24 protein-coding genes are annotated in these 23,065 nt (G+C 50.6%); 20 read left to right on the top strand and 4 right to left on the bottom strand.

Going from position 1 to position 23,065, the window contains the following annotated elements:
* Positions 1 to 93 precede the first annotated feature (93 nt).
* Positions 94 to 750 carry a response regulator transcription factor gene (locus Q8L79_RS08840; protein WP_305270138.1) on the bottom strand — a complete coding sequence of 219 codons (657 nt, stop codon included), beginning with the start codon at positions 748 to 750 and terminating at the stop codon, positions 94 to 96.
* Between the two features lie 319 nt (positions 751 to 1,069).
* Here Q8L79_RS08840 and Q8L79_RS08845 point away from each other — a divergent pair, with 319 nt between their 5' ends.
* From Q8L79_RS08845 to Q8L79_RS08900, 12 genes are all read left to right on the top strand, one after another.
* Entirely contained in the window at positions 1,070 to 2,884 is a 1,815-nt protein-coding gene (locus Q8L79_RS08845; RefSeq protein WP_305270140.1) for a methanol/ethanol family PQQ-dependent dehydrogenase, read from the top strand.
* A gap of 68 nt (positions 2,885 to 2,952) precedes the next feature.
* Positions 2,953 to 3,162 carry a hypothetical protein gene (locus tag Q8L79_RS08850; RefSeq protein WP_305270142.1) on the top strand — a complete coding sequence of 70 codons (210 nt, stop codon included), beginning with the start codon at positions 2,953 to 2,955 and terminating at the stop codon, positions 3,160 to 3,162.
* Positions 3,163 to 3,173: 11 nt separating this feature from the next.
* A complete protein-coding gene (moxJ, locus tag Q8L79_RS08855; protein ID WP_305270144.1) occupies positions 3,174 to 4,013 on the top strand; it encodes a methanol oxidation system protein MoxJ in 840 nt (279 codons plus the stop codon).
* Positions 4,014 to 4,038: 25 nt separating this feature from the next.
* Entirely contained in the window at positions 4,039 to 4,515 is a 477-nt protein-coding gene (moxG, locus tag Q8L79_RS08860; RefSeq protein WP_305270146.1) for a cytochrome c(L), periplasmic, read from the top strand.
* Between the two features lie 13 nt (positions 4,516 to 4,528).
* Positions 4,529 to 4,813: a methanol dehydrogenase gene (locus tag Q8L79_RS08865; protein ID WP_305270148.1), complete on the top strand. Its 285-nt coding sequence runs from the start codon at positions 4,529 to 4,531 to the stop codon at positions 4,811 to 4,813.
* Between the two features lie 362 nt (positions 4,814 to 5,175).
* Entirely contained in the window at positions 5,176 to 6,192 is a 1,017-nt protein-coding gene (locus Q8L79_RS08870) for a MoxR family ATPase (protein ID WP_305270150.1), read from the top strand.
* A gap of 132 nt (positions 6,193 to 6,324) precedes the next feature.
* On the top strand, positions 6,325 to 7,161 hold the full coding sequence (locus Q8L79_RS08875) for a DUF58 domain-containing protein (RefSeq protein WP_305270152.1): 837 nt from the start codon (positions 6,325 to 6,327) through the stop codon (positions 7,159 to 7,161).
* Positions 7,158 to 8,033 (top strand): nonribosomal peptide synthetase MxaA, encoded by an 876-nt coding sequence (locus Q8L79_RS08880; RefSeq protein WP_305270154.1) that lies wholly within the window; start codon positions 7,158 to 7,160, stop codon positions 8,031 to 8,033. The genes Q8L79_RS08875 and Q8L79_RS08880 overlap by 4 nt, the downstream gene beginning before the upstream one ends.
* Entirely contained in the window at positions 8,030 to 9,010 is a 981-nt protein-coding gene (locus Q8L79_RS08885; protein WP_305270156.1) for a vWA domain-containing protein, read from the top strand. Before Q8L79_RS08880 ends, Q8L79_RS08885 begins: the two co-directional genes overlap by 4 nt.
* Positions 9,007 to 9,567, top strand: coding sequence for an MxaK protein (locus Q8L79_RS08890; RefSeq protein ID WP_305270158.1), 561 nt, complete (start codon positions 9,007 to 9,009; stop codon positions 9,565 to 9,567). The genes Q8L79_RS08885 and Q8L79_RS08890 overlap by 4 nt, the downstream gene beginning before the upstream one ends.
* 456 nt (positions 9,568 to 10,023) lie before the next feature.
* A complete protein-coding gene (locus Q8L79_RS08895; RefSeq protein WP_305270160.1) occupies positions 10,024 to 10,992 on the top strand; it encodes a vWA domain-containing protein in 969 nt (322 codons plus the stop codon).
* A 58-nt stretch (positions 10,993 to 11,050) separates the two neighbouring features.
* A complete protein-coding gene (locus Q8L79_RS08900; RefSeq protein ID WP_305270162.1) occupies positions 11,051 to 11,548 on the top strand; it encodes a hypothetical protein in 498 nt (165 codons plus the stop codon).
* Positions 11,549 to 11,757: 209 nt separating this feature from the next.
* Here Q8L79_RS08900 and Q8L79_RS08905 read toward each other — a convergent pair whose 3' ends face one another.
* On the bottom strand, positions 11,758 to 12,450 hold the full coding sequence (locus Q8L79_RS08905; protein WP_305270164.1) for a 4'-phosphopantetheinyl transferase superfamily protein: 693 nt from the start codon (positions 12,448 to 12,450) through the stop codon (positions 11,758 to 11,760).
* Between the two features lie 78 nt (positions 12,451 to 12,528).
* Positions 12,529 to 14,202: a gamma-glutamyltransferase gene (gene ggt, locus Q8L79_RS08910; protein ID WP_305270166.1), complete on the bottom strand. Its 1,674-nt coding sequence runs from the start codon at positions 14,200 to 14,202 to the stop codon at positions 12,529 to 12,531.
* A 250-nt stretch (positions 14,203 to 14,452) separates the two neighbouring features.
* On the opposite strand from ggt, the gene Q8L79_RS08915 reads away from it, so the two are divergent.
* The 6 genes from Q8L79_RS08915 to Q8L79_RS08940 all read left to right on the top strand — a co-directional run bounded on the left by Q8L79_RS08915 (position 14,453) and on the right by Q8L79_RS08940 (position 18,818).
* Complete coding sequence (locus Q8L79_RS08915) at positions 14,453 to 14,641, top strand: DUF2934 domain-containing protein (RefSeq protein WP_305270168.1); 189 nt, start codon at positions 14,453 to 14,455, stop codon at positions 14,639 to 14,641.
* Between the two features lie 78 nt (positions 14,642 to 14,719).
* Complete coding sequence (locus Q8L79_RS08920; RefSeq protein WP_305270170.1) at positions 14,720 to 15,211, top strand: Hsp20/alpha crystallin family protein; 492 nt, start codon at positions 14,720 to 14,722, stop codon at positions 15,209 to 15,211.
* Positions 15,212 to 15,322: 111 nt separating this feature from the next.
* Positions 15,323 to 15,928, top strand: coding sequence for an Hsp20/alpha crystallin family protein (locus Q8L79_RS08925; protein WP_305270172.1), 606 nt, complete (start codon positions 15,323 to 15,325; stop codon positions 15,926 to 15,928).
* Between the two features lie 56 nt (positions 15,929 to 15,984).
* Positions 15,985 to 16,863, top strand: coding sequence for a protease HtpX (gene htpX, locus Q8L79_RS08930; RefSeq protein WP_305270174.1), 879 nt, complete (start codon positions 15,985 to 15,987; stop codon positions 16,861 to 16,863).
* Between the two features lie 15 nt (positions 16,864 to 16,878).
* Positions 16,879 to 17,268 carry a DUF2934 domain-containing protein gene (locus Q8L79_RS08935; RefSeq protein WP_305270176.1) on the top strand — a complete coding sequence of 130 codons (390 nt, stop codon included), beginning with the start codon at positions 16,879 to 16,881 and terminating at the stop codon, positions 17,266 to 17,268.
* Between the two features lie 305 nt (positions 17,269 to 17,573).
* On the top strand, positions 17,574 to 18,818 hold the full coding sequence (locus Q8L79_RS08940; protein ID WP_305270178.1) for an aminotransferase class I/II-fold pyridoxal phosphate-dependent enzyme: 1,245 nt from the start codon (positions 17,574 to 17,576) through the stop codon (positions 18,816 to 18,818).
* An 83-nt stretch (positions 18,819 to 18,901) separates the two neighbouring features.
* Here Q8L79_RS08940 and Q8L79_RS08945 read toward each other — a convergent pair whose 3' ends face one another.
* Positions 18,902 to 19,468, bottom strand: a complete 567-nt coding sequence (locus Q8L79_RS08945; RefSeq protein WP_305270180.1) for a YbhB/YbcL family Raf kinase inhibitor-like protein — start codon at positions 19,466 to 19,468, stop codon at positions 18,902 to 18,904.
* A gap of 401 nt (positions 19,469 to 19,869) precedes the next feature.
* On the opposite strand from Q8L79_RS08945, the gene Q8L79_RS08950 reads away from it, so the two are divergent.
* Complete coding sequence (locus Q8L79_RS08950) at positions 19,870 to 20,616, top strand: protein-L-isoaspartate(D-aspartate) O-methyltransferase (protein WP_305270182.1); 747 nt, start codon at positions 19,870 to 19,872, stop codon at positions 20,614 to 20,616.
* A gap of 13 nt (positions 20,617 to 20,629) precedes the next feature.
* Positions 20,630 to 23,044 carry an SAM-dependent methyltransferase gene (locus tag Q8L79_RS08955; RefSeq protein WP_305270185.1) on the top strand — a complete coding sequence of 805 codons (2,415 nt, stop codon included), beginning with the start codon at positions 20,630 to 20,632 and terminating at the stop codon, positions 23,042 to 23,044.
* Positions 23,045 to 23,065: the final 21 nt, after the last annotated feature.

Raw genomic sequence — 23,065 nt, forward strand, 5'->3', positions numbered from 1 at the left:
GGCGAAAGGCAAATGACGAAAGATGTTTTCGCCCTTCGCCCTTCGCCCTTCGCCCTTCGCCTTTTGCCTTTTGCCTTTTGCCTATTATCATGATTAATGTTCATGCACTTCAATAAGCCCCTGCCGACTTGCCAACAAAGTCAACTCGGCCAACGTTTCCGCACCCATTTTTTCCTTGATGACAGTACCGTGGTTGCATACCGTTTTGTAACTCAAACACAGTTTTTCCGCCGCCTTTCTAACGGTATAACCATTCGCCAATAAACAGAACACATCGAACTCTCTAGGGGAAAGCAGCTTGATTTTTTCCGCCTCGTCCTGTTCGCCAGCCATAGAAACAGCCAGTTGCTGGGCAATATCAGGATCGACATAAGTCCCGCCTTGGGCAATTTTATACACCGCAGTAACCAGCGTTTCAGGCACGCTGCTTTTGGTGATATAGCCCTTGGCTCCGGCCGCAAGCGCCCTCGTCACATAGACCAGTTCATTATGAATGCTGAATACCAGAATTTTACAGTGCGGATCACGATTGAGCAGTCTCCTGATACTCTCAAAACCGCCGATGCCCGGCATCGATAAATCCGTCACCACAATGTCCGGCTGATACCGGTTATACATTTGGCACGCTGTCTCGCCGCGATCCGCCTCATAAATCTGTCCGATTTTATCGGATAAGGAAAGATAAGCTTTGTATCCCGACCTAACCACGGCGTGATCATCCACCAATAACACACTAATCTTACCCGCCACTACCTTACTCCTTAACGTGTCAAAACAGCCATCATGCCTGTTTATAAACGCTAAATCGATAGGAGCTTTTCCTGTTTTATTCCGCCCAACGATACAGGAAGTTTTCTTGGTTTATTCCGGGATTTTTCCCGCCGATTTCAGGGCTTATTCCGTAACGCTGCAAGCAACCGCTCCCGTACTATGACCGCCTGCTCAGCCCTGCATCTCAATGAGGCATTGCAAACGTTTTGATCAAGAAAGCTGGTTGTCTTACTTACCCTTTATTGATACGCACAGGCTTGGCTTTATAAGTACAACAATCATAACCCCTGGAGGAACTATGCGGATTTCCAAATTCACCCGCGCCGCTGTCGCATCAGCTGTCTGTAGCGGTGCTCTATTGACGGTTTCCATGCCGACACAGGCCAACAAGGCCCTGGATAGACTGTCGAAAGAAGATACTAACTGGGTCATGCAGACCAAAGACTACAGTGCCAGCCACTTTAGCGACATGACCCAGATTAACGCGCACAACGTCCAGCATCTACAGCCGGTCTGGTCGTTTTCCACGGGCGTGCTGAACGGCCATGAAGGCGGACCGCTGGTCATTGACGGCATTATGTATGTGCATACGCCCTTCCCTAATAATATTTTTGCCATCGACCTGGACGAGCCCGGCAAAATTCTGTGGGAACACAAGCCCAAGCAAAACCCCGCTGCCCGTGCAGTCGCCTGTTGCGACGTGGTAAACAGAGGCTTGGCTTACGCACCCGCCGGTGACGGTTATCCGGCGACTATTTTCCAGAATCAACTGGACGGCCATATCGTTGCCTTAAACGCGAAGACCGGCGAAGTGTTGTGGAAAATGGAGAATTCCGATATTGCGATGGGCTCCACGCTGACCGTCGCGCCTTTTGTGGCTAAAGATAAAGTCATTGTCGGCAGCTCAGGCGCGGAACTGGGCGTAAGAGGCTATGCCACCGCCTATAACATCAAAGACGGCAAACAGGCCTGGCGCGTTTATGCGACCGGTCCCGATGAAGACATCAAACTGGCCAAGGATTTTAACAGCGCCAACCCGCATTACGGCCAATTCGGACTGGGTCTTAAAACCTGGGAAGGCGACGCCTGGAAAATCGGCGGCGGCACCAACTGGGGCTGGTATGCGTTCGATCCCGATCTGGACATGCTCTATTACGGCTCTGGCAACCCCGCACCGTGGAATGAAACCATGCGTCCGGGCGACAACAAATGGACGATGACCATCTGGGGCCGCGACATCAATACCGGCGAAGCGAAATTCGGTTATCAAAAAACGCCGCATGACGAATGGGACTACGCCGGCGTCAACTACATGGGCTTATCGGAGCAGCTGGTTGACGGCAAAATGACCAAACTGCTGACCCACCCCGACCGCAACGGCCTGGTTTATACCCTGAACCGTGAAAACGGCGATCTGGTCAACGCCTTTAAAATCGACGATACCGTCAACTGGGTTAAAAAAGTCGATTTAAAAACCGGCCTGCCGGTTCGCGATCCTGAATTTTCGACGCACATGGATCACGAAGCCAAAGGCATTTGCCCGTCCGCGATGGGTTATCACAACCAGGGCATCGAATCGTACGATCCGAACAAAAAACTGTTCTTCATGGGCACCAACCATATCTGCATGGACTGGGAACCGTTCATGCTGCCTTACCGCGCTGGCCAGTTCTTTGTCGGCGCGACGCTGAACATGTATCCGGGACCTAAAGGCACCTTGGGACAAGTTAAAGCGATGAATTCCGTGACCGGTAAATTCGAATGGGAAATCAAGGAAAAGTTTGCAGTCTGGGGCGGCACCACCGCAACAGCGGGCGACCTGGTTTTCTACGGTACCTTGGACGGTCACATCAAAGCGCTGGATTCCCGGAACGGTAAAGAATTATGGAAATTCAAACTGCCCTCCGGCGTTATCGGCCACCCGATCACCTTTGGACACAAAGGCAAGCAATATGTGGCGATTTACTACGGTGTCGGCGGCTGGCCCGGTGTCGGTTTAGTGTTCGACTTGCAGGACCCTACCGCAGGTTTGGGTGCAGTCGGTGCGTTTAAAGAACTGGCCCACTACACGCAACAAGGCGGTGGCGTGATGGTCTTTGCATTGGGCTATTAAGTTGTGCTGGTTCCCAAGCTGGAGCTCTCGTCGTTATACGCAAGTCTGTTCAAGACCGTCATTTAGGCATGAAAGCTGAAATGGCGGCCCTGGATGTAGGCCGGAATAAGTCCGCCCGACGTCAGCAAGGGCGGATGTTTCCGGCAATCGGAGCGCCGGAAACACCAGTCCTGCGCTTAACGCGCGGACAGGCTTATTCCGGCCTACGTCGAGATGTGTATAACGACGAGAGCTGGAGCTTGGGAACTAGCGAAGTAGCTACATTAAACCAGCATTAATGAGAGTAAATATGCAGATAAACAAGTTTTTCATAACGGCTTTATGTTTGGGGTGCGGCTTAGCAATACCCCAAGCCATGGCCGAACAAAACAAACCGCTAAAGGTTTGCGCGGCGGAAAACGAAATGCCTTATTCCAATAAGGCAGGCGAAGGCTTCGAGAACAAACTGGCGGAACTGGTCGGCAAAGCGCTGAATAGAAAAGTCGAATACCTTGGCTGGACCGACCCGCGCTACTACATACGCGACACGCTGGATAAAGGACTCTGCGATGTGGCAATGGGCGTTGATAAGGGCGATCCCCGCGTTCTAACCACCCAGCCTTATTACCGTTCCGGCTACGTCTTCATCTCGCGCGAAGCCGATAACCTGGATCTGGAAAATTGGGATAGCGAAGCATTACGCAAGGCGCAGCGCATCGCTTTCGTGCCCGGCACACCGCCGGAAGTGATGATGCGGGCTATCGGGCGTTACAACGATATGTTCAATTATTCCCAGGAGCTGGTGGGCTTTAAATCCAGACGCAACCAGTACATTAAATACGAAACCTCGAAACTGGTTTCTGAAATTTCATCGGGTCATGCCGGGATTGCCGCTCTTTGGGGGCCTTCTGCCGCGCGTTATGTTAAAGCATCGAGCATACCGTTAGTGATGACGATGGTTCCTGACGACAACGTTCACGCAGACGGACAAAAAGTCGACTTTCACTTCAGTACCTCGATGGGCGTTCGAAAAAACGATCCGACCTTACTGGCTGAGTTGAACAAGGTTATTGAAGACAATCGGGATGAAATAACCGAGCTGCTGGAAGAGGAAGGCATCCCTTTGGTTGCTGAACCCGATGCATCTTAAAAATCATAAAGATATAGGTTTTAACATGAACAGGAAAAAATTATTTGTTGCATCGGCTGTCAGCCTTGCGCTGATCAGCACGGCGGCTTTAGCGGAAATAACCTTTCGCAATACCATTACCGGTGCACCGCTGGATATGAGCGTCGCCAAATCGGGCGGCAACGAAGCTGTTTTCAATCAATTTAAGGAGACAGGCAAGAACCCCTACAACGGTGATAAAGAAGCCGTACAAAAAGGCCACGATCTGTTTATGCCCGCCTGCTCCGGCTGTCATGGTCACGAAGCCGAAGGTAAATTAGGACCGGGACTGGCGGACGATTACTGGACCTATCCATCGGCTGCGACCGATCAGGGTTTGTTCGAAGTGCTGTTCGGCGGCGCCAACGGCATGATGGGGCCGCAATACGTCAATCTATCGACCGATGAAATGCTGTTGATTATGTCCTGGATACGGGACATCTACAAAGGCGATCCGAAAAAAGCCAAATGGTTAAAAAAATAGAGAGGAAAAACCCATGAAAAAAATGCTTTTAATTAATGCAGGCGTCGTGTTGGCGGCGCTGTCCTATTCGGCTATCGCATACGACGGCCAAAATTGCAGCGAACCGGGCGTTTGCTGGGAACCCAAGCCGGGTTACCCGGAAAAAGTGGCTGGCAGCAAGTATGATCCGAAACACGATGTCAATGAACTCAACAAGCAAGCCCAATCGGTTATAGAAATGGAAGAACGTAATAAAAAACGTCAGGAAAATTCAGCCAAGACCGGCAAGTTTGTTTATGACTTGGATGATATCGAGTAATGATTTGTTTTGGGCATGGATACATTGCAGCTTTCTTCCCCTTGTCAGTCTGTTTGTATCTTATGCCCTTTTTTATGCTCCAGCTTGGGAACCCAGAGGACGAAGCTCCAGCTTCGCGAGACGATAAGCTACGACTGCATGGATGCAGGAGGTAGAGCAACGCAGGATGTAGGCCGGAATAAGACCGCCCGGCGTCAGCCAGGGTGGGTGTTTCCGGCATCGGAGCGCCGGAAACACCAGTCCTGCGCTTAACGCGCGGACAGGCTTATTCCGGCCTACGTCGAGATGTGTATAACGACGAGCGCGCTACGTGGGAACGAGGGGCTCGCCGCATAGATGAATCCAGATTTTTTATAAAGCCAATGAACACAGACATCCAACTTACCGACTGGCGCGAGCAAGCGTTACAGTTTGAACGACAAATCAACCAAACCGTTATCGGTCTACAGCCTGCGGTCAGGCATATCATCCTGGCGGTTTTCGCCAGAGGCCATGTCTTGCTGGAAGGTAATGTCGGCGTCGGCAAAACCACGCTGCTAAGAGCGGTTGCCCAAGGCTTGGGCGGCGATTACCAACGGATTGAAGGCACTATCGACCTGATGCCGGCCGACTTGATCTATTACACTTACTTAAACGACCAAGGCCGTCCGTGCGTCGATCCGGGACCTTTGCTTAAACACGGCGACACACTCGCCACCTTCTTCTTCAACGAAATCAACCGCGCCCGTCCGCAAGTCCATGCCTTGCTGTTAAGAGCGATGGCCGAGCGCAGCATCAACGCTTTTAACCGCGACTATCATTTCCCGCACATCCAGGTTTTTGCCGACCGCAACCGCGTCGAGAAGGAAGAAACCTTCGAGTTGCCCGCCGCCGCCAAAGACCGCTTTATGATGGAAATCAATATCGATATGCCCAGAGGGGATACTGAGCTGGATGAGCTGATGTTCAATCCCCGTTTTCACGATACCGACCGGCTTATCACCGGCGTCGCTAACAGCGGCATTTACTACCGGCTCAATGAGCTGGCGCAAACGGTGCAGCAACGCATACAGACCAGCCCCAAACTCCATGCCTACGCACTGAGCTTATGGAAAGCCACGCATCAGCCGCACCAATACGGCGTTCAATTGACCGATGTCGAAATGCCGCAATTGTTAATGGCCGGAGCCAGTCCACGCGGCATGAGTTACTTGATCCGCGCCGCCAAAACCCGCGCTTGGCTGGAACACAGGGATCATGTCTTGCCGGAAGACCTGCAAGCGGTTTTTCCGGTCTGCATGACGCACCGGCTGTTTTTAAACCCGATGGTTGCCTACAGGAAAGAACAGCTGTTGCCCGAATTGATCGAGGGGATTTTGAACCAGGTGGCTGCGCCTTGACGGCATTCCCGCGCAGCGCGTGAGAACGAGGACAAAACGTTGGGAACGGGGTTTCAAACCCCGCCCCGCCTAGAGACAAACTTAATAGCATTCACCTTGACGCATAAAACAAGAAAAATACCGTAAAAACCCATGACCGAAACGCTACATTATCGCTTACCCTGGCAATCAAGTTCCGTTTATCCCGGAGCGCATCCCGGACAAATGATCGGCGCCGGACAGCTGTTCAAGCGCCACGAACCGCTTATCGCCAGCCCCGACCCCAGACGCATAGACTTGCGCGCCAGCGTACTCGATCCGTTTTCTTCGTACCGGGTGCGCGTCTATCAACAGCAAAGCAGCGTCAACGTCTATCTGATTGCCGATATGTCGGCGTCAATGGGCTATGCCGACAAACAACAAACCCTGCTCCGTTTTTTACTGACCGCAGCCCATTCGGCCTTCGGTTACGGCGACAAATTCGGCTTTATCGGCTGCACCGAGCGTATCGAGCATCGCTGGCTGCTTCCCGCCGGTCAACACTTGGGACGGGTATCGGCACTGGCAACACAACTGGAACGCCTTAACTTTAGCGGCAGCGCAAACGGACTGCAAAATGCGGTAGCCTTTCTGCCTGCCGAGCGCTCGCTGGTATTTTTGCTATCCGACTGCCATTTTCCGCTGCCGCAGTTGCGCGCCGTATTAGGTTCGCTACAGGCTCACGACGTGATCCCCTTGGTGTTGTGGAATCAGCACGAATACGCAGCCTTGCCCAACTGGGGCCTTATTTCGTTTCAGGACATGGAAAACCATGCGATCCGCACGCTGTTCATGCGTCCGGCCTTACGGCAAAAAATAATGGCCGCCTACCGGCAACGCCAAAACGACCTGAAACATAGCTTCAGGGCCTTTGGCAGCGAGCCCTTATTTATTACCGAACGCTACAACACCCAAACCGTTAATCGTCATTTGCAGCAGAGGGTCGCATGAGAATTCTGTTAATCATGGCGTTGTCGCTGCTGGGCTGTTCCGGTCAGATTGATGAGCCGGTCAGTTACTTTAAGGTCGAAACGCCCCGCCCCTTCGGTTACGTTAACGGCGATGAAATTCCCCAGCACATCGTGATCGAAACCCGTTCGGGCATCAGTTTGCAACCCGGCAGCTTGCCGGTCAAAGGACAAATCAACCGCTGGCTGAACCTGAATCAGGTCACGGTTAAACAAAGCGGACAGCGCTATGAAATCGACTTTCTCTACCAGGTTTTTTACGCGCCGCTGGAGGTTAAATCGTTGACCCTGCCCGGCTTTACCGTGCAGCTCAGCCAGGGCGAAAAAAGCATCGGCCAAAACGTTCCCGCCTGGACTTTTACCCTGTCCCCGCTCAGGGAGTTGATGGTACGCCAAAGCGAACAGGGCGAATACATGCGCCCCGACAGCCCGCCGCCGTTATTGACGGACACCCAGGCCTTGTACGGCTTGGCGGCCAGCCTGAGCGTTGCCGTACTGATAGCGGTCTACTTGGGTTATTTATACGGCTGTTATCCCAACATGCTGCGACGCACCGTGTTCAAGCGGGCGTTGCGCAAACTGGCGGGATTGTCTAAAGCCGACATGGAGCAAGCCTTGACCGTTGTTCATCACGCCCTGAACAGTCTCAACGGACAGCCGCTGTTCCTTAACCGGCTGGGCGAATTTTACCGGCGCAACCCGCAGTATCTGCAAATAAACGCCCAATTGCTTTGGTTTTTCAACTACTCCAATCGTTACTTTTTTTCCGACGGCATGATTGTTGTCGCGCAGGATTTGCAACAGCTAAAAAACCTCTGCGAGCAATGCCGCAAAATCGAACGGGGCAGCCGATGAATTTAGCGGTTAATACCCCGTGGGCTTTGACCGGCCTGCTGCTCACCCTGTTGCCGCTGTTCAATAGCGGCATGCGTTCAAGCCCTGCCCCGTGGTCGGCGTTGATACCTGCGGACACGCTGTCGGTTTTTATTGTCTGCTGTTTGCGGCTGTGCGCAATGGCTGCCATCGCCGGATTAGTGCTGGGCATCGCGGGCCTGCACCGCACCGAACAAAGCCGGGAGCGTATCGGCCACGGCGCGCATATCGTGTTACTGCTGGATCGCAGCAGCAGCATGGATAACACCTTTGCCGGACGCGCGCCGAACGGCTCCGACGAATCCAAAGCCACGGCGGCGCGGCGCTTATTGACCGTTTTTGTCGAACAACGGCAAACCGATTTGATCGGGGTCGCGGCATACAGCACCTCGCCGCTATTCGTGATGCCGCTGACCGAAAACAAAAACGCTGTGCAGGCGGCGATTGCGGCGACCGCGACACCGGCGCTGGGTTTTACCCATGTCAGCAAAGGCTTGGGCATGGCCATCTCGTTTTTCGAACAACAACCCGTTACCGGCTCGCGTATCGTGCTGCTGGTTTCGGACGGGGCGGCGGCGATCGATCACGACAGCGAACAAAAATTACGGCTTTGGTTTAAACAACAGCAAGTCCGCTTGTACTGGATTTTCCTGCGCACGGCGGGCAGCCCAGGCATTTTCGACCAACCTGAAGACAGCCGGGACGACAACGCCCAAGCCATGCCCGAACTGTACCTGCACAAGTTTTTTCTGGGGCTGGGCAGCCCTTATCAGGCTTATGAAGCGGAAAGCCCGGACGCGTTAAAACAGGCGATTGCCGACATCAACCGGCTGGAGAACCTGCCGATGCACTATGTCGAACGCATCCCCAAACAGGACTTGTCGGCAGCTTGCTACAGCGTAGCGGCCTTCTTGCTGCTGGTTCTGCTGGGCGTTAAATTTTTTGAGGTCAAACGATGATAAGAACAATCAGGCATATCATGCTGTGGGCCGCGTTAGCGGCCGGTTTAGCGGCTTTCGTTTACAGCGCCGCTATGTTGTACGGCATTCACAAAGACAATGACTTAATCCGGCAATTGATTTCGGGCAAGGATGTGGTCGTTAATAAAGTGATCAGCGGCAAGCCGGAACTGAGACTGGCGCGGGCCTTTTATTTCAAGCAAAAACACCGCTACGACGAGACCTTATCGACCCTGAGCCTGATTATGGACAAAGGCGACCGGAACTTCCAGGCCAAAGTCCGTTATAACCTCGGCAACCTGTACCTGGAACAAGCCATACAGCAGGCAAAAGCCATGAATATCAATGAAGCCATGCCCTTGGCAGGACTGGCGAAACAGGCCTACCGGCAGTCTTTGGCCTTAAACAGCGGCGACTGGGATGCCAAATACAACCTTGAAGTCGCCATGCGCCTATTGCCGGAAATGGACAGGGTCGACATGCCGGACGACGAACCCAAGAACCAGAAATCGCAGTTGTGGACGACAGTGCCGGGGTTTCCGCGTGGTTTGCCTTGAGTTTAGATATTTTTACCGCGAAGACACCGTAGGAGCGGGCCGCGCCCGCGACATTCGAGCAGCGATTGCAGAATTGTAGCACTTTCATCGCGGGCGCGGCCCGCTCCTACAACGCTTAACTTAATGTCAGTGACGCAGCGCGTGGGAACGCGGAAAAAAACGCCTTCCCGCCTGCTGAGAACATTGCGAGTTAGACCTTCCAGGTTTTTAAAACCTGGAAGGTCTGCATATCGGCATGCAGCCAATAGAACAAGAAAACAATGAACCACACATTGCGCTAGTTCCCAAGCTCCTGCTTGGGGATTCAGTGGGGGAAGCTCCAGCTTCCCGTCTCGCGAAGCTGGAGCTTCGCATCTGGATTCCCAAGCAGGAGCTTGGGAACCAGCGTAATACGAGACGCAGCGCGTCCAGCACTGCATTCCCACGCGGCGCGTGGGAATGAGAAATGAGGAAACAATGAAGCACACATTAAAAGATTATCGAATCGGGTGTTTACTGTCGGCGCTGATCGCCATGCTGGTACTGTTCATATACCCCAGTAAGCAACAAAAAATGCCAACCTATAACTACACCTTTATTATCGACATTACCCGCAGCATGAATGCAACCGACTACCAACAAGACAACCAAGCCGTCAGCCGCCTGAATTTTGTCAAACAAACCTTGCGCGAATTATTGCAAAAACTGCCTTGCGAATCCAAAGTCGGCCTGGGCCTGTTCACCGAAAGGCGTTCAACCCTGTTATTCGAACCGCTGGAAGTTTGTTCGGCTTACACTGAAATCGATACCGCCATCAGCAAGATCGACTGGCGCATGGCCTGGGCGGCGGACAGCAATATTGCCAAAGGCTTGCTGAGCACACTGGAAATGCTGCAAAAAAGCGACAGTTCGGTGATCTTCATTACCGACGGCCAGGAAGCCCCGCCTGTTAATCCCAATTACCAAGCCGATTTTTCCACGGTAAAGAGCCAAGCAAAAGGCATGATTATCGGCGTCGGCGGCTTGCAGGCTGTGCCTATCCCCAAGTTCGACAGTCAAGGCAAACAAACCGGGTTTTATGCCCAGGACGATGTACCGCACCGTTCTTCATTCGGGCAGTCGAATCTGGACCCGTCGCAAATCAAAGGCTACAACGCGCGCAATGCCCCATTCGGCAGCGAAGCCGCCACCGGCAACGAGCATTTAACCGCCTTGCACGAAACCTATTTGAAAAAACTGGGCGCAGAATCCAGCTTAAGTTACGCCCGCTTAACCGACCTGCAAAACCTGAGCCGGGCATTACAAAACCCGAAACTGGCAACTGCAAAAGTTGTGCAGGCCGATATTCGCCGGCAACCGGCCTTATTGGCATTGCTGCTGTTAAGCCTGGTCTATCTGCCTAAAGCGTATAAATTTCGCCGATTTTTCGCTAAAGAGTGTCGTTAGCTCCCAAGCTCCGGAACCAGCAACTACTATTAATTATCTATCATCTTGAGGACAGCTCATGAACAAGCAAAACCTGCTATCAACTCATAATCTTTTTACGTTACGTTTACTTTTGTCGCTGCTCGGGGCCTACCTTGGCCATACCTATCGGCATACAAGCCACGATTATTGGTTTGCGATGATATTCGTGTTTACCTTTATCGCTATCGCTCCCGGCTATTATCAATTCAAACAGCATGGCGATAATTTCAAGGCGTTTATCAGTCGACTGCTGCATTGGGCCGGCGGCTTGTGTGCGGCCATTATCGTTTATGCCTACCACAGTTCAGGAAGAATCTTCCATGAAGAAGCCGGTTTGATAGTGCTGTTAATACTGGCATTGACGACTTATCTGGACGGTATACCAAGAGGCTGGCGCTGTATTTTTGCAGGACTGTTTCTAGGCCTTATAGCCGTTTGTGTGGCTTATTTCGATAACTATGTCTGGCAGCTTGCAGTATTGTCCATCGCGGCCATTGCCGTTAGCCACCATTGGAATTCAAATGTCATGAGCTGACCCGTTCATGTATTTTTTTAGAGAAAACCATGAAAACAACAACCCTCGCCCGTGCATTAGTCGATGGTCTTGTAACATCAGCCTCCGGTTATGCGGCGAGCCATCTATAGATGGCTGTATCGCTGCCATACAAAAACCCGGCGAATACATTAAGTTGCAAAAGCCGAATGTAGCCGGAAAACCCTTTTATGACGTTGAACTACTGTTTTTTAAGTCGATACCGCCAGCTCTATAAGCCTGATTTCAACAATACCCTTATCGGTCACCAACGCGCTGCAAACATCCTGCCCCAAAGTTATATCCTGCACATGCCACGTTGACGCCTGTCCGTAGTCGGCAGGAACCCTTAAAAACTCAGACTGATTTTGAGGATTAATAACACAGCGATTCAACCCCAAGCCAATGCCGCGTCCCGTCGCTTTGACGAAAGCTTCTTTGCGCGTCCAAAAGCGGTAAAACTCGGGTGTTTTTTGAGCTTCCGGCAGCTTGTGCCAGTAGGCGATTTCTTCTTCGGCAAAACATTTATCGACCAGCCCAGCCAGACTGGTTCTCGGTTTGCAACATTCTATATCCACGCCTAGCTGACAGTTCCAGCCTAGCGCAATCACCATAACACTTGCCGAATGGGACAGATTGAACACCAGCTCAGGCATATCGGCAAGATAGGGTTTGCCATGTTCGGTTTTTTTTATGTTTATCTGTTCCGGCGGCTGATTAAGCGTTTGGGCTAATATATTTCTTAAACGTCCATGCACTTCTACATAGCGTTTATGCAATAAGTCATTTTTTATTTTTTCGGCATGAGCGTGTTCGGCTGCATCGAGAACCCGCCAGTAGTTTTGGTAATGCGCGTTATCGGCGGCAATATTGCCGTGCCATATTTGAATTGTGTCAGTATTCATAATATTGGAACTCCAGTAAAAACCCGTATTACCCTGAATGCCAAGCTGGAGCTTGGGATCCAGCACAATTTCCGTCCCTTAATCCCCAACAACAGCTCGTCCTTCGCCGCGACGATCGCTAGCCGCGGTCAATTGATGCGTGGTTTTATTCCACTGCACAGCCTGCATATCGCCATAGCTGTAACGCGCTTCTTTCAGCTGGTGTCCCATTGCCGCCAGACCGATAAGCTCATTGGCCGTCATTGCGCCTTTTTCATATTCAACCACATCCGGCATAAATTGATGATGAAAACGAGGCACTTGCACCCATGAGTCCGGCTCATGGCCTTTGGCGAAATCCAGCGCGGCCAGCAGCACCATCGAAATAATACGGCTGCCGCCGGGCGTTCCCAACGCCGCAACGTTATAGCCATCATCAAGAAAAGTGGGCGCCATGCTGGATAGCATACGTTTGCCCGGCGCGATCGCATTGGCGACACCGCCTACCAACCCGTAACCGTTCATCGCACCCGGCAGGCCGGTAAAATCATCCATTTGATCGTTCAGCAATACGCCGGTCCCATCCGCTACCAAGCCCGCACCAAATGGAAAATTAATGCTGAGCGTTGCCGCAACCCGATTGCCGTCTTCGTCAATAATCGAAAAATGAGTGGTATTAATGCCTTCGGGTTGCGGTTGAATTTCGCCCGACAGCATCGCACTGGGCAATGCCTTGTCGGACCGCAAACTGCTACGCAATCCGGCCGCATAATCATCATTCAACAAGCGCCTGACCGGTATATCGATAAAGTCCGAGTCCCCCATATACAAGGTTCGGTCATGATAAGCGCGACGCATGGCCTCGACGATAAGATGCTTTCGAGTCAGTTCATCAATCTGTTTTAAATCATAGCCGGACAGAATATTCAGCGATTCAATCAGCACAATGCCGCCGGACGACGACGGCGCGGCGCTGGTGATTTTTATACCGCGATAACTGCCCTTTACCGGCTCCCGCTCTACAACCTGATACGCGGCAAGATCCTGTTTTGTCCAGATGCCGCCCGCCTTGTTGACACCCGCCACCAGCTTATCGGCTATCTCGCCGCCATAAAACCCCTCCCGGCCCGACTCGGCCAGCTGCTTTAAGGTATTAGCCAAATCCGGTTGCCTGAGTATTGAGTAGGCTTTGGGAATATTATCGCCAGGCAGAAATATCCGCGCGGTCTGTGGATGTTTTTTTATCACCTCAGCCCTGAACTTAAGCAGCTTCCGGTATCTTTCGCCGATTGCAAACCCGGTTTTGGCTGCCCTGATTGCCGGTTTCAGGCTTTCCGCCAGCGGCAAGCGCCCGTATTTTTCCGACAGATGCACCAGAGCCGCAGGCAGGCCGGGAATAGCGGCGGCTAACGCGCCATCAAGCGACAAGCGGGGAATCACCTTGCCCGCTCTATCCAGATACATCGCCTGATGAGCCGCTAACGGCGCTTTTTCGCGCCCATCGATCATGGTTTCAAAGCCGTCCTGCTCCCTGTGCAGCAACCAGTAACCGCCGCCGCCCAGTCCTGAGCCGGAGGGTTCGACAACCGCCAATGTTGCGCTAACGGCCACCGCCGCATCGAAAACATTACCGCCTTTATCCAGGATTTCAAAACCGGCAGCGGTTGCCAAGGGATGAGCACTGGCAATTGCAGCTTTGGATTGATCTGCATAAACCTGCGCGCCCCCCAAAATAATCGTTAAAAAGACCGCCGCACAATATTTCTTTAACATCTTTTCCTCTGATCGAATTTACACTAAAAATGGTTTGGGTAATTAAACCACATTTACAAGAACGCACCAGCTTGATGCTCAGCTGATTTTTTTAGATTATCAATAAAATTATATTGTTAAATGAATTACTAGGTATTTACACCAATATTTTTTCTCGTTTTTCTATTTAGAATAATAGTGAGGTTGTTTGTTTTATATACAACTTAAAGAGCAACCCTTAACCATCACAATGAGCATAATGAGGTGAAAAATGGCTAAAACCGCTAAAAAAGCTAAAGAAGAAATTTCAAATCCTGAAGAAGACTGCTCAACGATATGCCTTCCCGATCGTGATGCCAAAGTTGCTGAACTCGCCTATTACAAGGCTGAAAGTAGAGGATTTGCGCCAGGTTACGAGCTTGAAGACTGGTTTGAAGCCGAACAGGAATTTTTGCTGTAACGATACAGCCCGCTATAAGCCCTGATGCCCTGTTAGGCTAGCATTTTTAATAACTTAAACCTATTGCCGGAGAAATTCATGTCCAATCAAGACGTAGAAAAAACAAAACAAGGTTCCGAATTAATGTCCAAATCATCGGCCGGCGGTTTGATGTCATTTGATGAGTTTGATCACTTTTTTGATGATTTTCTCTCGCGCAGATGGCCCCGCTTGATGGATTGGAATGTGTCTACCCTATCGGAAATGAACGTCCCAAGAGTCGATATTATCGACCACGATAATGCCATAGAAGTTCAGGCTGCATTGCCGGGCGTTAAGAAAGAAGATCTGGATGTCTCAATTACCAACCAGACCGTTACCATTCGTTCTTGCACCAAAGAAGAAAAAAAGGAAGAGGAAAAAGGCAAGTTTTTTCGCCGCGAAATATCACGCGGCGAGTTTCAGCGCACCTTGTCTTTACCCGACAATGTCGATGGTGATCAGGCAAAAGCCTCGTTTAAAGATGGAATACTGACAATAAACATTCCAAAAACCGAAAAAAGCAAACGTAAAAGCATCGAAATCCATTAGTCCGCGCCGCCAGGAATAAACTGTTTGAGCGGCAAGCAAAAACAGGTTATTCCGGCATCGCCACGAATGTCGACGCTTGCCGAATCGGCGATTTGCTCCGGAGAAAAGTACATGAAAAATGAAACCATTGCCGCTATAGCTGCGGTATTAGTGATTATTCTGGGAATACAGGCTTATACGATGTTTCGGCTGAATGACCGGCTTAATCAGCTGAGTGGGTTCTATAGTCAGACCGGGGAGGCTCAAACAAAAACATCGAATCTCCCCAAACCAAATCCTCTCAAATCGGATGATGACTTCTTTAAGAACCGCACATGGGATCCTTATACGGAAATACAGCACATGCAAAGCGAAATGGAACAGATGTTCGATGACTCATTTTCACGTTTTCATATGAAAACGCCTTCAGGCAGTTTAAGCAAAATGCCTGACGTGGATTTACAGGAAAAACCCGATTACTACATTGTGACTGTCAATGCGCCCGGTGCCGATCAATCGTCAATAGACGTAAAACTGGAAGATCAGGTTTTGCGTATCTCAATTAAAACAGAACAGGCAAAGGATGAAACTGATGATAAAAACGGCCAATACCGGTATCGGGAACGTTTCGTCGGACAATTTCAACGCGCATTAACCTTGCCCGGACCTGCCGACGCGGCCAAAATGAAAACCGAATACCGCAACGGTGTGCTGACCATTACCATTCCAAAAGCGTAGTTCCAAGCTACTTTATTTAGTCACCCGACACTTCACTTGATATAGCAGGCTTAACAATGATGCGAATTCTTCTTTTTCTGGCGACCAATGTCGCAATAATGGTTGTGATCAGTATTGTCTTTAGTTTTTTTGGCTTAACCGGGACTTTAGACGCGCAAGGGATCGATATTGACCTTAACGCACTGCTGGTGGTATCGGCGATCATTGGCATGACCGGCTCGTTCATTTCACTGGTCATGTCAAAGTGGACTGCAAAACAAGCGATGGGCGTTCAAGTGATCGAACAACCGCAAAACCAGACCGAACAATGGTTGAATGCTATGGTAGCCAAACACGCTCAAAAAGCTGGCATCGGCATGCCGGAAGTAGGCATTTTTCAGGCTCCCGAGGCCAACGCCTTTGCTACCGGAATGAACAGAAACAGTGCCTTGGTAGCGGTCAGCACCGGTTTACTGCAACACATGAATAAAGATGAAATTGAAGCCGTCCTCGGTCATGAAATCACCCATGTCGCCAATGGAGACATGGTAACAATGGCTTTGATGCAGGGCGTGGTTAACACCTTTGTCTACTTTTTTGCCAGCATCATCGGCCATGTGGTTGACCGCGTTATTCTTCAAAACGAACGGGGGCATGGCATGGGCTATTTTATCGCCCAGATGGTGGCGCAAATTGCCTTGGGGTTTCTGGCCACCATGCTGGTCATGTGGTTCTCTCGTTATCGGGAATTTAAAGCAGATGCAGGCGGCGCCAATCTGGCCGGACGGGAAAAAATGATCGGTGCTCTGCGTGCCTTGCAACGTGAATATGAGCCGCAAGACCTGCCCGGACAATTGGCGGCTTTCGGCATTAACGGCAGTAGTACCGCACAAAAATTGTTTATGAGCCACCCGCCGTTGGAAGAGCGCATTGAGGCATTGCAAAATATGCGTTAAAACAAAAGCCAGGCAATGCTAAGCCATGCCGCAAAGCCTCTCAATCGGCATCGTTGGGTTTCAGAAGCGGCTTATTACATCGCACTGGCGAGAAAATTCGAGCCCGGCAAAGAATTAAACGACTGGTTAACCGCTGAAGTAGATTATTACAACATGCTGATAGCTCTCTATATGTCGATTTTGGAAGAAGACGGGCCGATGACGATTTTAGGCTTGCAACAGTTAGCAGGGTTTATCGGCATTCAAAACCCGGAGGATATTCTTTCAGAAATAGAACTGATAGGCGCAATTCAGAGCGCTACCGGTCATAGTTCCTGCTTTCGTTCTGAAATTGATATGCTTTGCGAAGAAAGGGAATGTAAATGGAGAGCCGAGTGCCGAAAATTGATTTCTGTGTGGTATTAAGAGGCTTTGCGTATCGCGCTGCGGGAGCCCGTCTATAATTCTCCCGCACGGGACCGTTTATCGACAGCAAAGCGGATTGCCTGTCGACGATCTTCCTACACCTTACCGCATTTTAGCTTGACGGTTTCATTAGTGACAGCCAAGCGCTGAACCGGTAGCCTTCCCACAGTTGTTTGTATGCATCAAGCATTAAGTCAAGGTTAAGCTGCATCAGTTATATTGTTTGTACACTATTGCTGTTTCTATCCCTCATTTCGACTTTTACCTAAAGGGGAAATGGTCATTTAATTCAATCAGGAATATCTATGGAAATTCAATCAAACTGGTTAACCTCTATTGATCGGATAGTCGATATGGGCTTGAGCCATGGACTGGCGCAACGCACAACTGAAGACGAAGCTTTCAATGGACGCACCATTTGTTTAAACGGCAGGCATGTACTGAATTTTGCTCTTTGCAGTTACCTGGGATTAGAGCAGGATTTCCGTCTCAAGCGCGGAACTATCGATGCCGTGACCCGCTACGGCACCCAGTTCGCTATCTCAAGAGCCTATATGTCGGCAACGCCTTACATGGAACTGGAAGCGCAACTTGAAGAATTATTCGGGGGTCATGTTCTGGCGACCCCAACCACGACATTAGGGCATATCGCCGCCTTGCCGGTGCTTATCCAAAAAGGCGATGCAATTATCATCGACCAGATGGCTCACAACAGCATGCAAACAGCTGCAAAGTTGCTACAGGCGGAAGGGGTTCCGGTCGAAACGCTGCTTCACTGCAACCTGGAGTTGCTTGAGGAACGAATCATCGCTCTTGGCAAGCGGTACCGCCATATCTGGTACCTGACTGACGGTATTTACAGCATGTTTGGAGATCTGGCTCCGGTTAAAGAATTAGGCACGTTATTAAACCGCTACGAACAACTGCATCTGTACTTTGACGATGCGCACGGCATGAGTTGGATCGGCAAGCATGGCAGGGGTTATGTTCTCGATTGCCTACCCATTCAAGAACGGATGGTTGTTGCGACATCCTTATGCAAGGCCTACGCTGCCGGCGGCGGAGCGCTTATTTTTCCGAATGCGCAGATGCATCGACACGTTAAAAACTGCGGAGGGCCGATGATTTTTTCAGGCCCTATCCAACCTCCCATGCTAGGCGCAGCGCTTGCTTCGGCTCGCATCCATCTTTCACCGGAGATTGATTGCCTGCAACAGGAACTGCAAGATCGCATTGCGCTCTGTAACCGGCTGCTTCAAGTATACGAAATACCTGTAGGATGCAGTTCTCAGTCGCCGATTTTTTATATCAAGTTAGGACTTCCTGATATTGCCGGCGATATGGTCAAATCTCTGCTTGATGAGGGGTTTTACACTAATCACGCTGTTTATCCGGCAGTATCCCGGCGAAAATCGGGTATCCGCTTCACTTTAACGCGGCATCTGTCTTTTGAGGATATCCACGGCCTGATTGCGGCAATCGCCCGTAATCTTCCGAAAGTTCTGGAAACAGGACCCGGTAAGAAAATGGAAAAATGTATTCCGTTATGACGAATATCAAAAAAACCGACATAGCCGGATAGCGCGGGCAAAACGCTATTACCCACCCTATCCTCTCTGCGCCATTTTGGCCGCTAACGCTGATAAGTTCCAATCAATTCAGCCTGTCCCATAATATGCCCAGCCATTGCCGCCTCCAGCTTGGCCTTATTGGGCTCATGCAAATCAGGCAATTCAATGTCCAGTGCGTAGAGTTTATGAAAATACCGATGCCTGCCGACAGGCGGACACGGACCGCCATAACCCGTTCGTTTCCAATCGTTTTTGCCTTGTTGAGTCCCTGCGGGCAAGTCGGCGGCAGTAACGGCTCGCGGTAACTCTGCAACAGCCGGCGGAATGTTGTAAAGCAGCCAATGCACCCAGGTCATTTTGGGTTTGGCGGGGTCAGGCGCATCGGGATCGTCAACGATCAACACCAGACTTTTGGTATTTTGCGGAAGTCCCGACCAGCTTAAAGCAGGCGAACTGTCTTTGCCGTCACAGGTAAACACTTTGGGAATTTCTCCCTGATGGACAAAATCCGGCGACTTGAGGGTCAAGGTCATATTTTTCTCTCCTTCAGCCAAAACGACTGTCGTAAAAAAGATGATGAAAACCAAATACATCAGGCGGATAAAAGCAGGCTGCTTAATTGAATTCATGAATCACCTCATGGTTAAACTTGTCGTTACTTGGAAACTTGCAAAGCTGGCTTTGCGCTTTCACCCGTTCCCACGTGCTACGTCACTGCCATTCAGTTAAGCACAATGACGCCGTAGGAGTGGGCCATGCCCGCGATGAAGCAGCTGTAATTCTGCAATCGCTGCCCAAATAAAATACCGCGGACGCGGCCCACTCTTACATCACTTAACTGAATGGCAGTGACGTGCTGCGGGGGAACTGGCGAATCCCCACCTACAAAATCGCATCCGCTTATCCACCATAAACCTATCCTGACCGGCTGACAATTGTAGAAAAGACCTACAGACAAACAACTTTTCATTGGTTTACACTCCAAATTCTACAGCCGATTCTTGCGCGGTAAAATCAGGAGGTTGTGAATATGAGAAGAGTGAAACATCTAATTTTTTGGCTTGTGGTCATCGGCATTATTTTGCTGTTGTTTTCCACCCATGTCATCGCTGAAAATGATTTCTCCCGACAACGCTATGCCTTGGTAAACGTTATCAAGGCCGAAATAATGACGGCTCGCGGCTTCCTGAATCAGGAATCGCTTGATGAACGGGTTCTCGATACTCTGCTCAAGGTGCCGAGGCACGAATTTGTCCGCGATACTGAGCGTCCCCATGCTTACACAAACAGTCCGCTCCCTATCGGTTACGGACAGACTATTTCCCAGCCGTTTATCGTCGCGATCATGACCGACCTGCTTCAACTGAAAAAAACCGACCGGGTTCTGGAAGTCGGCACCGGTTCCGGTTATCAAGCGGCCATTCTCGCCGAACTTGCCGATAGCGTATACACCATAGAAATTATTGAACCGCTGGCTAAACAGGCAGCAGAAAACCTTAAACGCACCGGTTATGACGCCGTTCATACCCGAAGCGGCGATGGTTATTACGGTTGGGAAGAAGCCGCGCCTTTTGACGGCATTGTCGTCACCGCCGTTGCCAGCCATATACCGCCGCCGCTGATTAAACAGCTAAAACCCGGCGGCCGCATGATCATTCCGGTCGGCGCTCAATTTATGACGCAGTACCTGGTTTTGGTGACTAAAGATGCTAATGAAAAAGTCACCACTCGCCAAATTCTGCCGGTCAGTTTCGTGCCGCTCACCGGCAAGCATTGACGGGAGAATGCCGATGAAGCCGCATTTATCCCTGCTGATTGCGGTCGCTATTATCTCGGCCTCCGCCCTGGCTTACGAAGTTTTATTGATGCGCCTGTTTTCGATTATTCAGTGGCATCATTTCGCTTACATGATAATCAGTCTGGCGCTATTGGGCTATGGCGTCAGCGGCGTGTTCCTGGCGTTGAACCGCGACCGGCTGGTGCAGCTGTTCCCGTCGGTGATAATGGCCAATATGTTGTTGTTCAGCCTTTTTGCGGCCATCTGTTTTTTGCTGGCCCAGCAGGTTCCTTTTAATCCGTCAGAAATGCTATGGACGTCCGTGCAGTTGCTGTATTTGTGCGGTATCTACCTGATGCTGGCATTGCCTTTCTTTTTTGCGGCCAATGTCGTCGGTTTGTCTCTTTACCGCTATAAAAACCAGGTAGCTTCGATCTATGCGGCCGACCTGTTGGGCGCGGGCTTGGGCAGTGTCGGCGTTATTTTGCTGCTGACCATCGTGTTTCCAGAAAAGGTATTGACCGTATTAATGCTGTCGGGAATAGTCGCAGCCCTGTTGGTGTCGAGCTATTTTGACGCCTCAAAACACTGGACTCTCGCATCCGTTATCATCGGGCTGGCGGTTATTATCATCCCGCCCGGCTGGATGACGCTGAAAGTTTCGCCGTATAAAAGCCTGAACCAGTTACTGCAAGTGCCGGGCACGAAAATCATAGACCGGTATTCCAGTCCGCTGGGGTTGATCAGTGTAGTCAAGAGCGATATTACCCCGTTGCGTCATGCGCCCGGCTTAAGCCTTAATGCTACGACAGAGCCGCCGGAGCAGCTTGCCGTATTTACCGATGCGGACAATATGACCGCAATCACCCGCTATAACGGCAACCCCGAAACGCTCGGCTATCTGGATCAAACCACATCGGCCCTGCCCTATCATCTAAAACAACACTCCGACATCCTGATTCTCGGAGCCGGAACCGGCAGCGATATTTTGCAGGCCAACTATCGCGCCATTAAACACATCGACGCCGTTGAACTGAACCCGCAAATCATCGATTTAGTGCAGCGGAAATATGCCGATTTTGCCGGTTATCTTTATTCAAGCGCCCATGTTAATGTCCATGTTGATGAAGCACGCGGCTACCTTGCAGCAACCGACAAAACCTATGACCTGGTCAATATTTCATTGCTGGATGCGTTTGGCGCATCGGCGGCGGGTCTGTATTCAATGGCTGAAAACTATCTGTATACCGAACAGGCCATACGCGAATACCTGCGCCATGTCAGTCCGGACGGTTATCTCAGCATTACCCGCTGGATTAAAATTCCGCCGCGCGATGAACCCAAACTGCTGGCTACAATCATTAACGCCCTTAAAGATGCCGGCGTCCGGCAACCCGGCCAACAAATAATCATGATACGCGGCTGGCAAACCAGCACCTTAATAATAAAAAACGGCGCACTAGCCGCCGAAGAAATCAGCCGGTTAAAACAGTTCTGCAACGAACGCAGTTTTGATTTGGTTTACTATCCCGGCATATCGGAGTCGGAAGTCAATCGTTTTAATATCCAGCAGCAGCCTTACCTGTACGAGGCGACTGTGGCTTTATTGGGCGATCAGAGCCGGGCGTTTATTGATGCTTATAAATTCAATATCGAAGCTGCGACAGACGATAAGCCCTACCTGTTTCATTTTTTTAAATGGCGAACCCTGCCCGAGATTTTGTCTTTATTGGGTACCGGCGGAAGCTTCTTGCTGGAAAGCGGTTATTTATTATTAATCGCGGCCTTAGTGCAAGCGATACTCGCCAGTCTGTTATTGATAGCGTTGCCGTTGCGGCTTTGGAAAAGCAAGCTGGGCATCGAACCGGGATCGGGAAATCATCTGAGCATGCTGGTATATTTTTTCAGTTTGGGTTTGGCATTTTTGTTTATTGAAATCGCCTTTATCCAGAAATTTATCCTGATTCTGCATCATCCGCTTTATGCCATTACCGTAGTGCTGAGTACATTTTTGCTATCTGCCGGAATAGGCAGTTATTTTTCGACAAAGCTGTCACACAGCACTGAAAAATTGGCGTTTATGCTGCCGATGGCGGCCATTGCATTGCTTAGCATCAGTTACAGTTTGGGCTTTGAATCGATCACCGATTTTTTATTGAAAATAGGTAGCCTGAGCCGCTACCTGTTTTCAATAATTTTGATAGCGCCGCTGGGTTTTTGCATGGGCATGCCGTTCCCCATGGCGCTGGCTAAAATCAGCCAGACCACGCCGGCGTTGATCCCCTGGGCCTGGGGCATTAACGGCTGCGCCTCGGTCATCAGCGCGATACTGGCAACCCTGATTGCGATGCAGTTCGGCTTTACCGTGTTGATCTTTCTGGCGGTTTGTTTGTATGGGGTTGCGGCTTGGTGTTTTCCCAAATTGTAAGGTATAAAACAGAACGGGGAT

Origin of the sequence: Methylobacter sp. (genome assembly GCF_030680395.1) — a bacterium.
In the GTDB taxonomy this organism is placed as follows: domain Bacteria; phylum Pseudomonadota; class Gammaproteobacteria; order Methylococcales; family Methylomonadaceae; genus Methylobacter_A.

What these genes read in the sequence shown, in the direction of transcription:
- Q8L79_RS08845 (WP_305270140.1), top strand. Translation starts at nt 1,070, where the DNA reads ATGCGGATTTCCAAATTCACCCGCGCCGCTGTCGCATCAGCTGTCTGT.
- Q8L79_RS08850 (WP_305270142.1), top strand. Translation starts at nt 2,953, where the DNA reads ATGAAAGCTGAAATGGCGGCCCTGGATGTAGGCCGGAATAAGTCCGCC.
- moxJ (WP_305270144.1), top strand. Translation starts at nt 3,174, where the DNA reads ATGCAGATAAACAAGTTTTTCATAACGGCTTTATGTTTGGGGTGCGGC.
- moxG (WP_305270146.1), top strand. Translation starts at nt 4,039, where the DNA reads ATGAACAGGAAAAAATTATTTGTTGCATCGGCTGTCAGCCTTGCGCTG.
- Q8L79_RS08865 (WP_305270148.1), top strand. Translation starts at nt 4,529, where the DNA reads ATGAAAAAAATGCTTTTAATTAATGCAGGCGTCGTGTTGGCGGCGCTG.
- Q8L79_RS08870 (WP_305270150.1), top strand. Translation starts at nt 5,176, where the DNA reads ATGAACACAGACATCCAACTTACCGACTGGCGCGAGCAAGCGTTACAG.
- Q8L79_RS08875 (WP_305270152.1), top strand. Translation starts at nt 6,325, where the DNA reads ATGACCGAAACGCTACATTATCGCTTACCCTGGCAATCAAGTTCCGTT.
- Q8L79_RS08880 (WP_305270154.1), top strand. Translation starts at nt 7,158, where the DNA reads ATGAGAATTCTGTTAATCATGGCGTTGTCGCTGCTGGGCTGTTCCGGT.
- Q8L79_RS08885 (WP_305270156.1), top strand. Translation starts at nt 8,030, where the DNA reads ATGAATTTAGCGGTTAATACCCCGTGGGCTTTGACCGGCCTGCTGCTC.
- Q8L79_RS08890 (WP_305270158.1), top strand. Translation starts at nt 9,007, where the DNA reads ATGATAAGAACAATCAGGCATATCATGCTGTGGGCCGCGTTAGCGGCC.
- Q8L79_RS08895 (WP_305270160.1), top strand. Translation starts at nt 10,024, where the DNA reads ATGAAGCACACATTAAAAGATTATCGAATCGGGTGTTTACTGTCGGCG.
- Q8L79_RS08900 (WP_305270162.1), top strand. Translation starts at nt 11,051, where the DNA reads ATGAACAAGCAAAACCTGCTATCAACTCATAATCTTTTTACGTTACGT.
- Q8L79_RS08905 (WP_305270164.1), bottom strand. Translation starts at nt 12,450, where the DNA reads ATGAATACTGACACAATTCAAATATGGCACGGCAATATTGCCGCCGAT.
- ggt (WP_305270166.1), bottom strand. Translation starts at nt 14,202, where the DNA reads ATGTTAAAGAAATATTGTGCGGCGGTCTTTTTAACGATTATTTTGGGG.
- Q8L79_RS08915 (WP_305270168.1), top strand. Translation starts at nt 14,453, where the DNA reads ATGGCTAAAACCGCTAAAAAAGCTAAAGAAGAAATTTCAAATCCTGAA.
- Q8L79_RS08920 (WP_305270170.1), top strand. Translation starts at nt 14,720, where the DNA reads ATGTCCAATCAAGACGTAGAAAAAACAAAACAAGGTTCCGAATTAATG.
- Q8L79_RS08925 (WP_305270172.1), top strand. Translation starts at nt 15,323, where the DNA reads ATGAAAAATGAAACCATTGCCGCTATAGCTGCGGTATTAGTGATTATT.
- htpX (WP_305270174.1), top strand. Translation starts at nt 15,985, where the DNA reads ATGATGCGAATTCTTCTTTTTCTGGCGACCAATGTCGCAATAATGGTT.
- Q8L79_RS08935 (WP_305270176.1), top strand. Translation starts at nt 16,879, where the DNA reads ATGCTAAGCCATGCCGCAAAGCCTCTCAATCGGCATCGTTGGGTTTCA.
- Q8L79_RS08940 (WP_305270178.1), top strand. Translation starts at nt 17,574, where the DNA reads ATGGAAATTCAATCAAACTGGTTAACCTCTATTGATCGGATAGTCGAT.
- Q8L79_RS08945 (WP_305270180.1), bottom strand. Translation starts at nt 19,468, where the DNA reads ATGAATTCAATTAAGCAGCCTGCTTTTATCCGCCTGATGTATTTGGTT.
- Q8L79_RS08950 (WP_305270182.1), top strand. Translation starts at nt 19,870, where the DNA reads ATGAGAAGAGTGAAACATCTAATTTTTTGGCTTGTGGTCATCGGCATT.
- Q8L79_RS08955 (WP_305270185.1), top strand. Translation starts at nt 20,630, where the DNA reads ATGAAGCCGCATTTATCCCTGCTGATTGCGGTCGCTATTATCTCGGCC.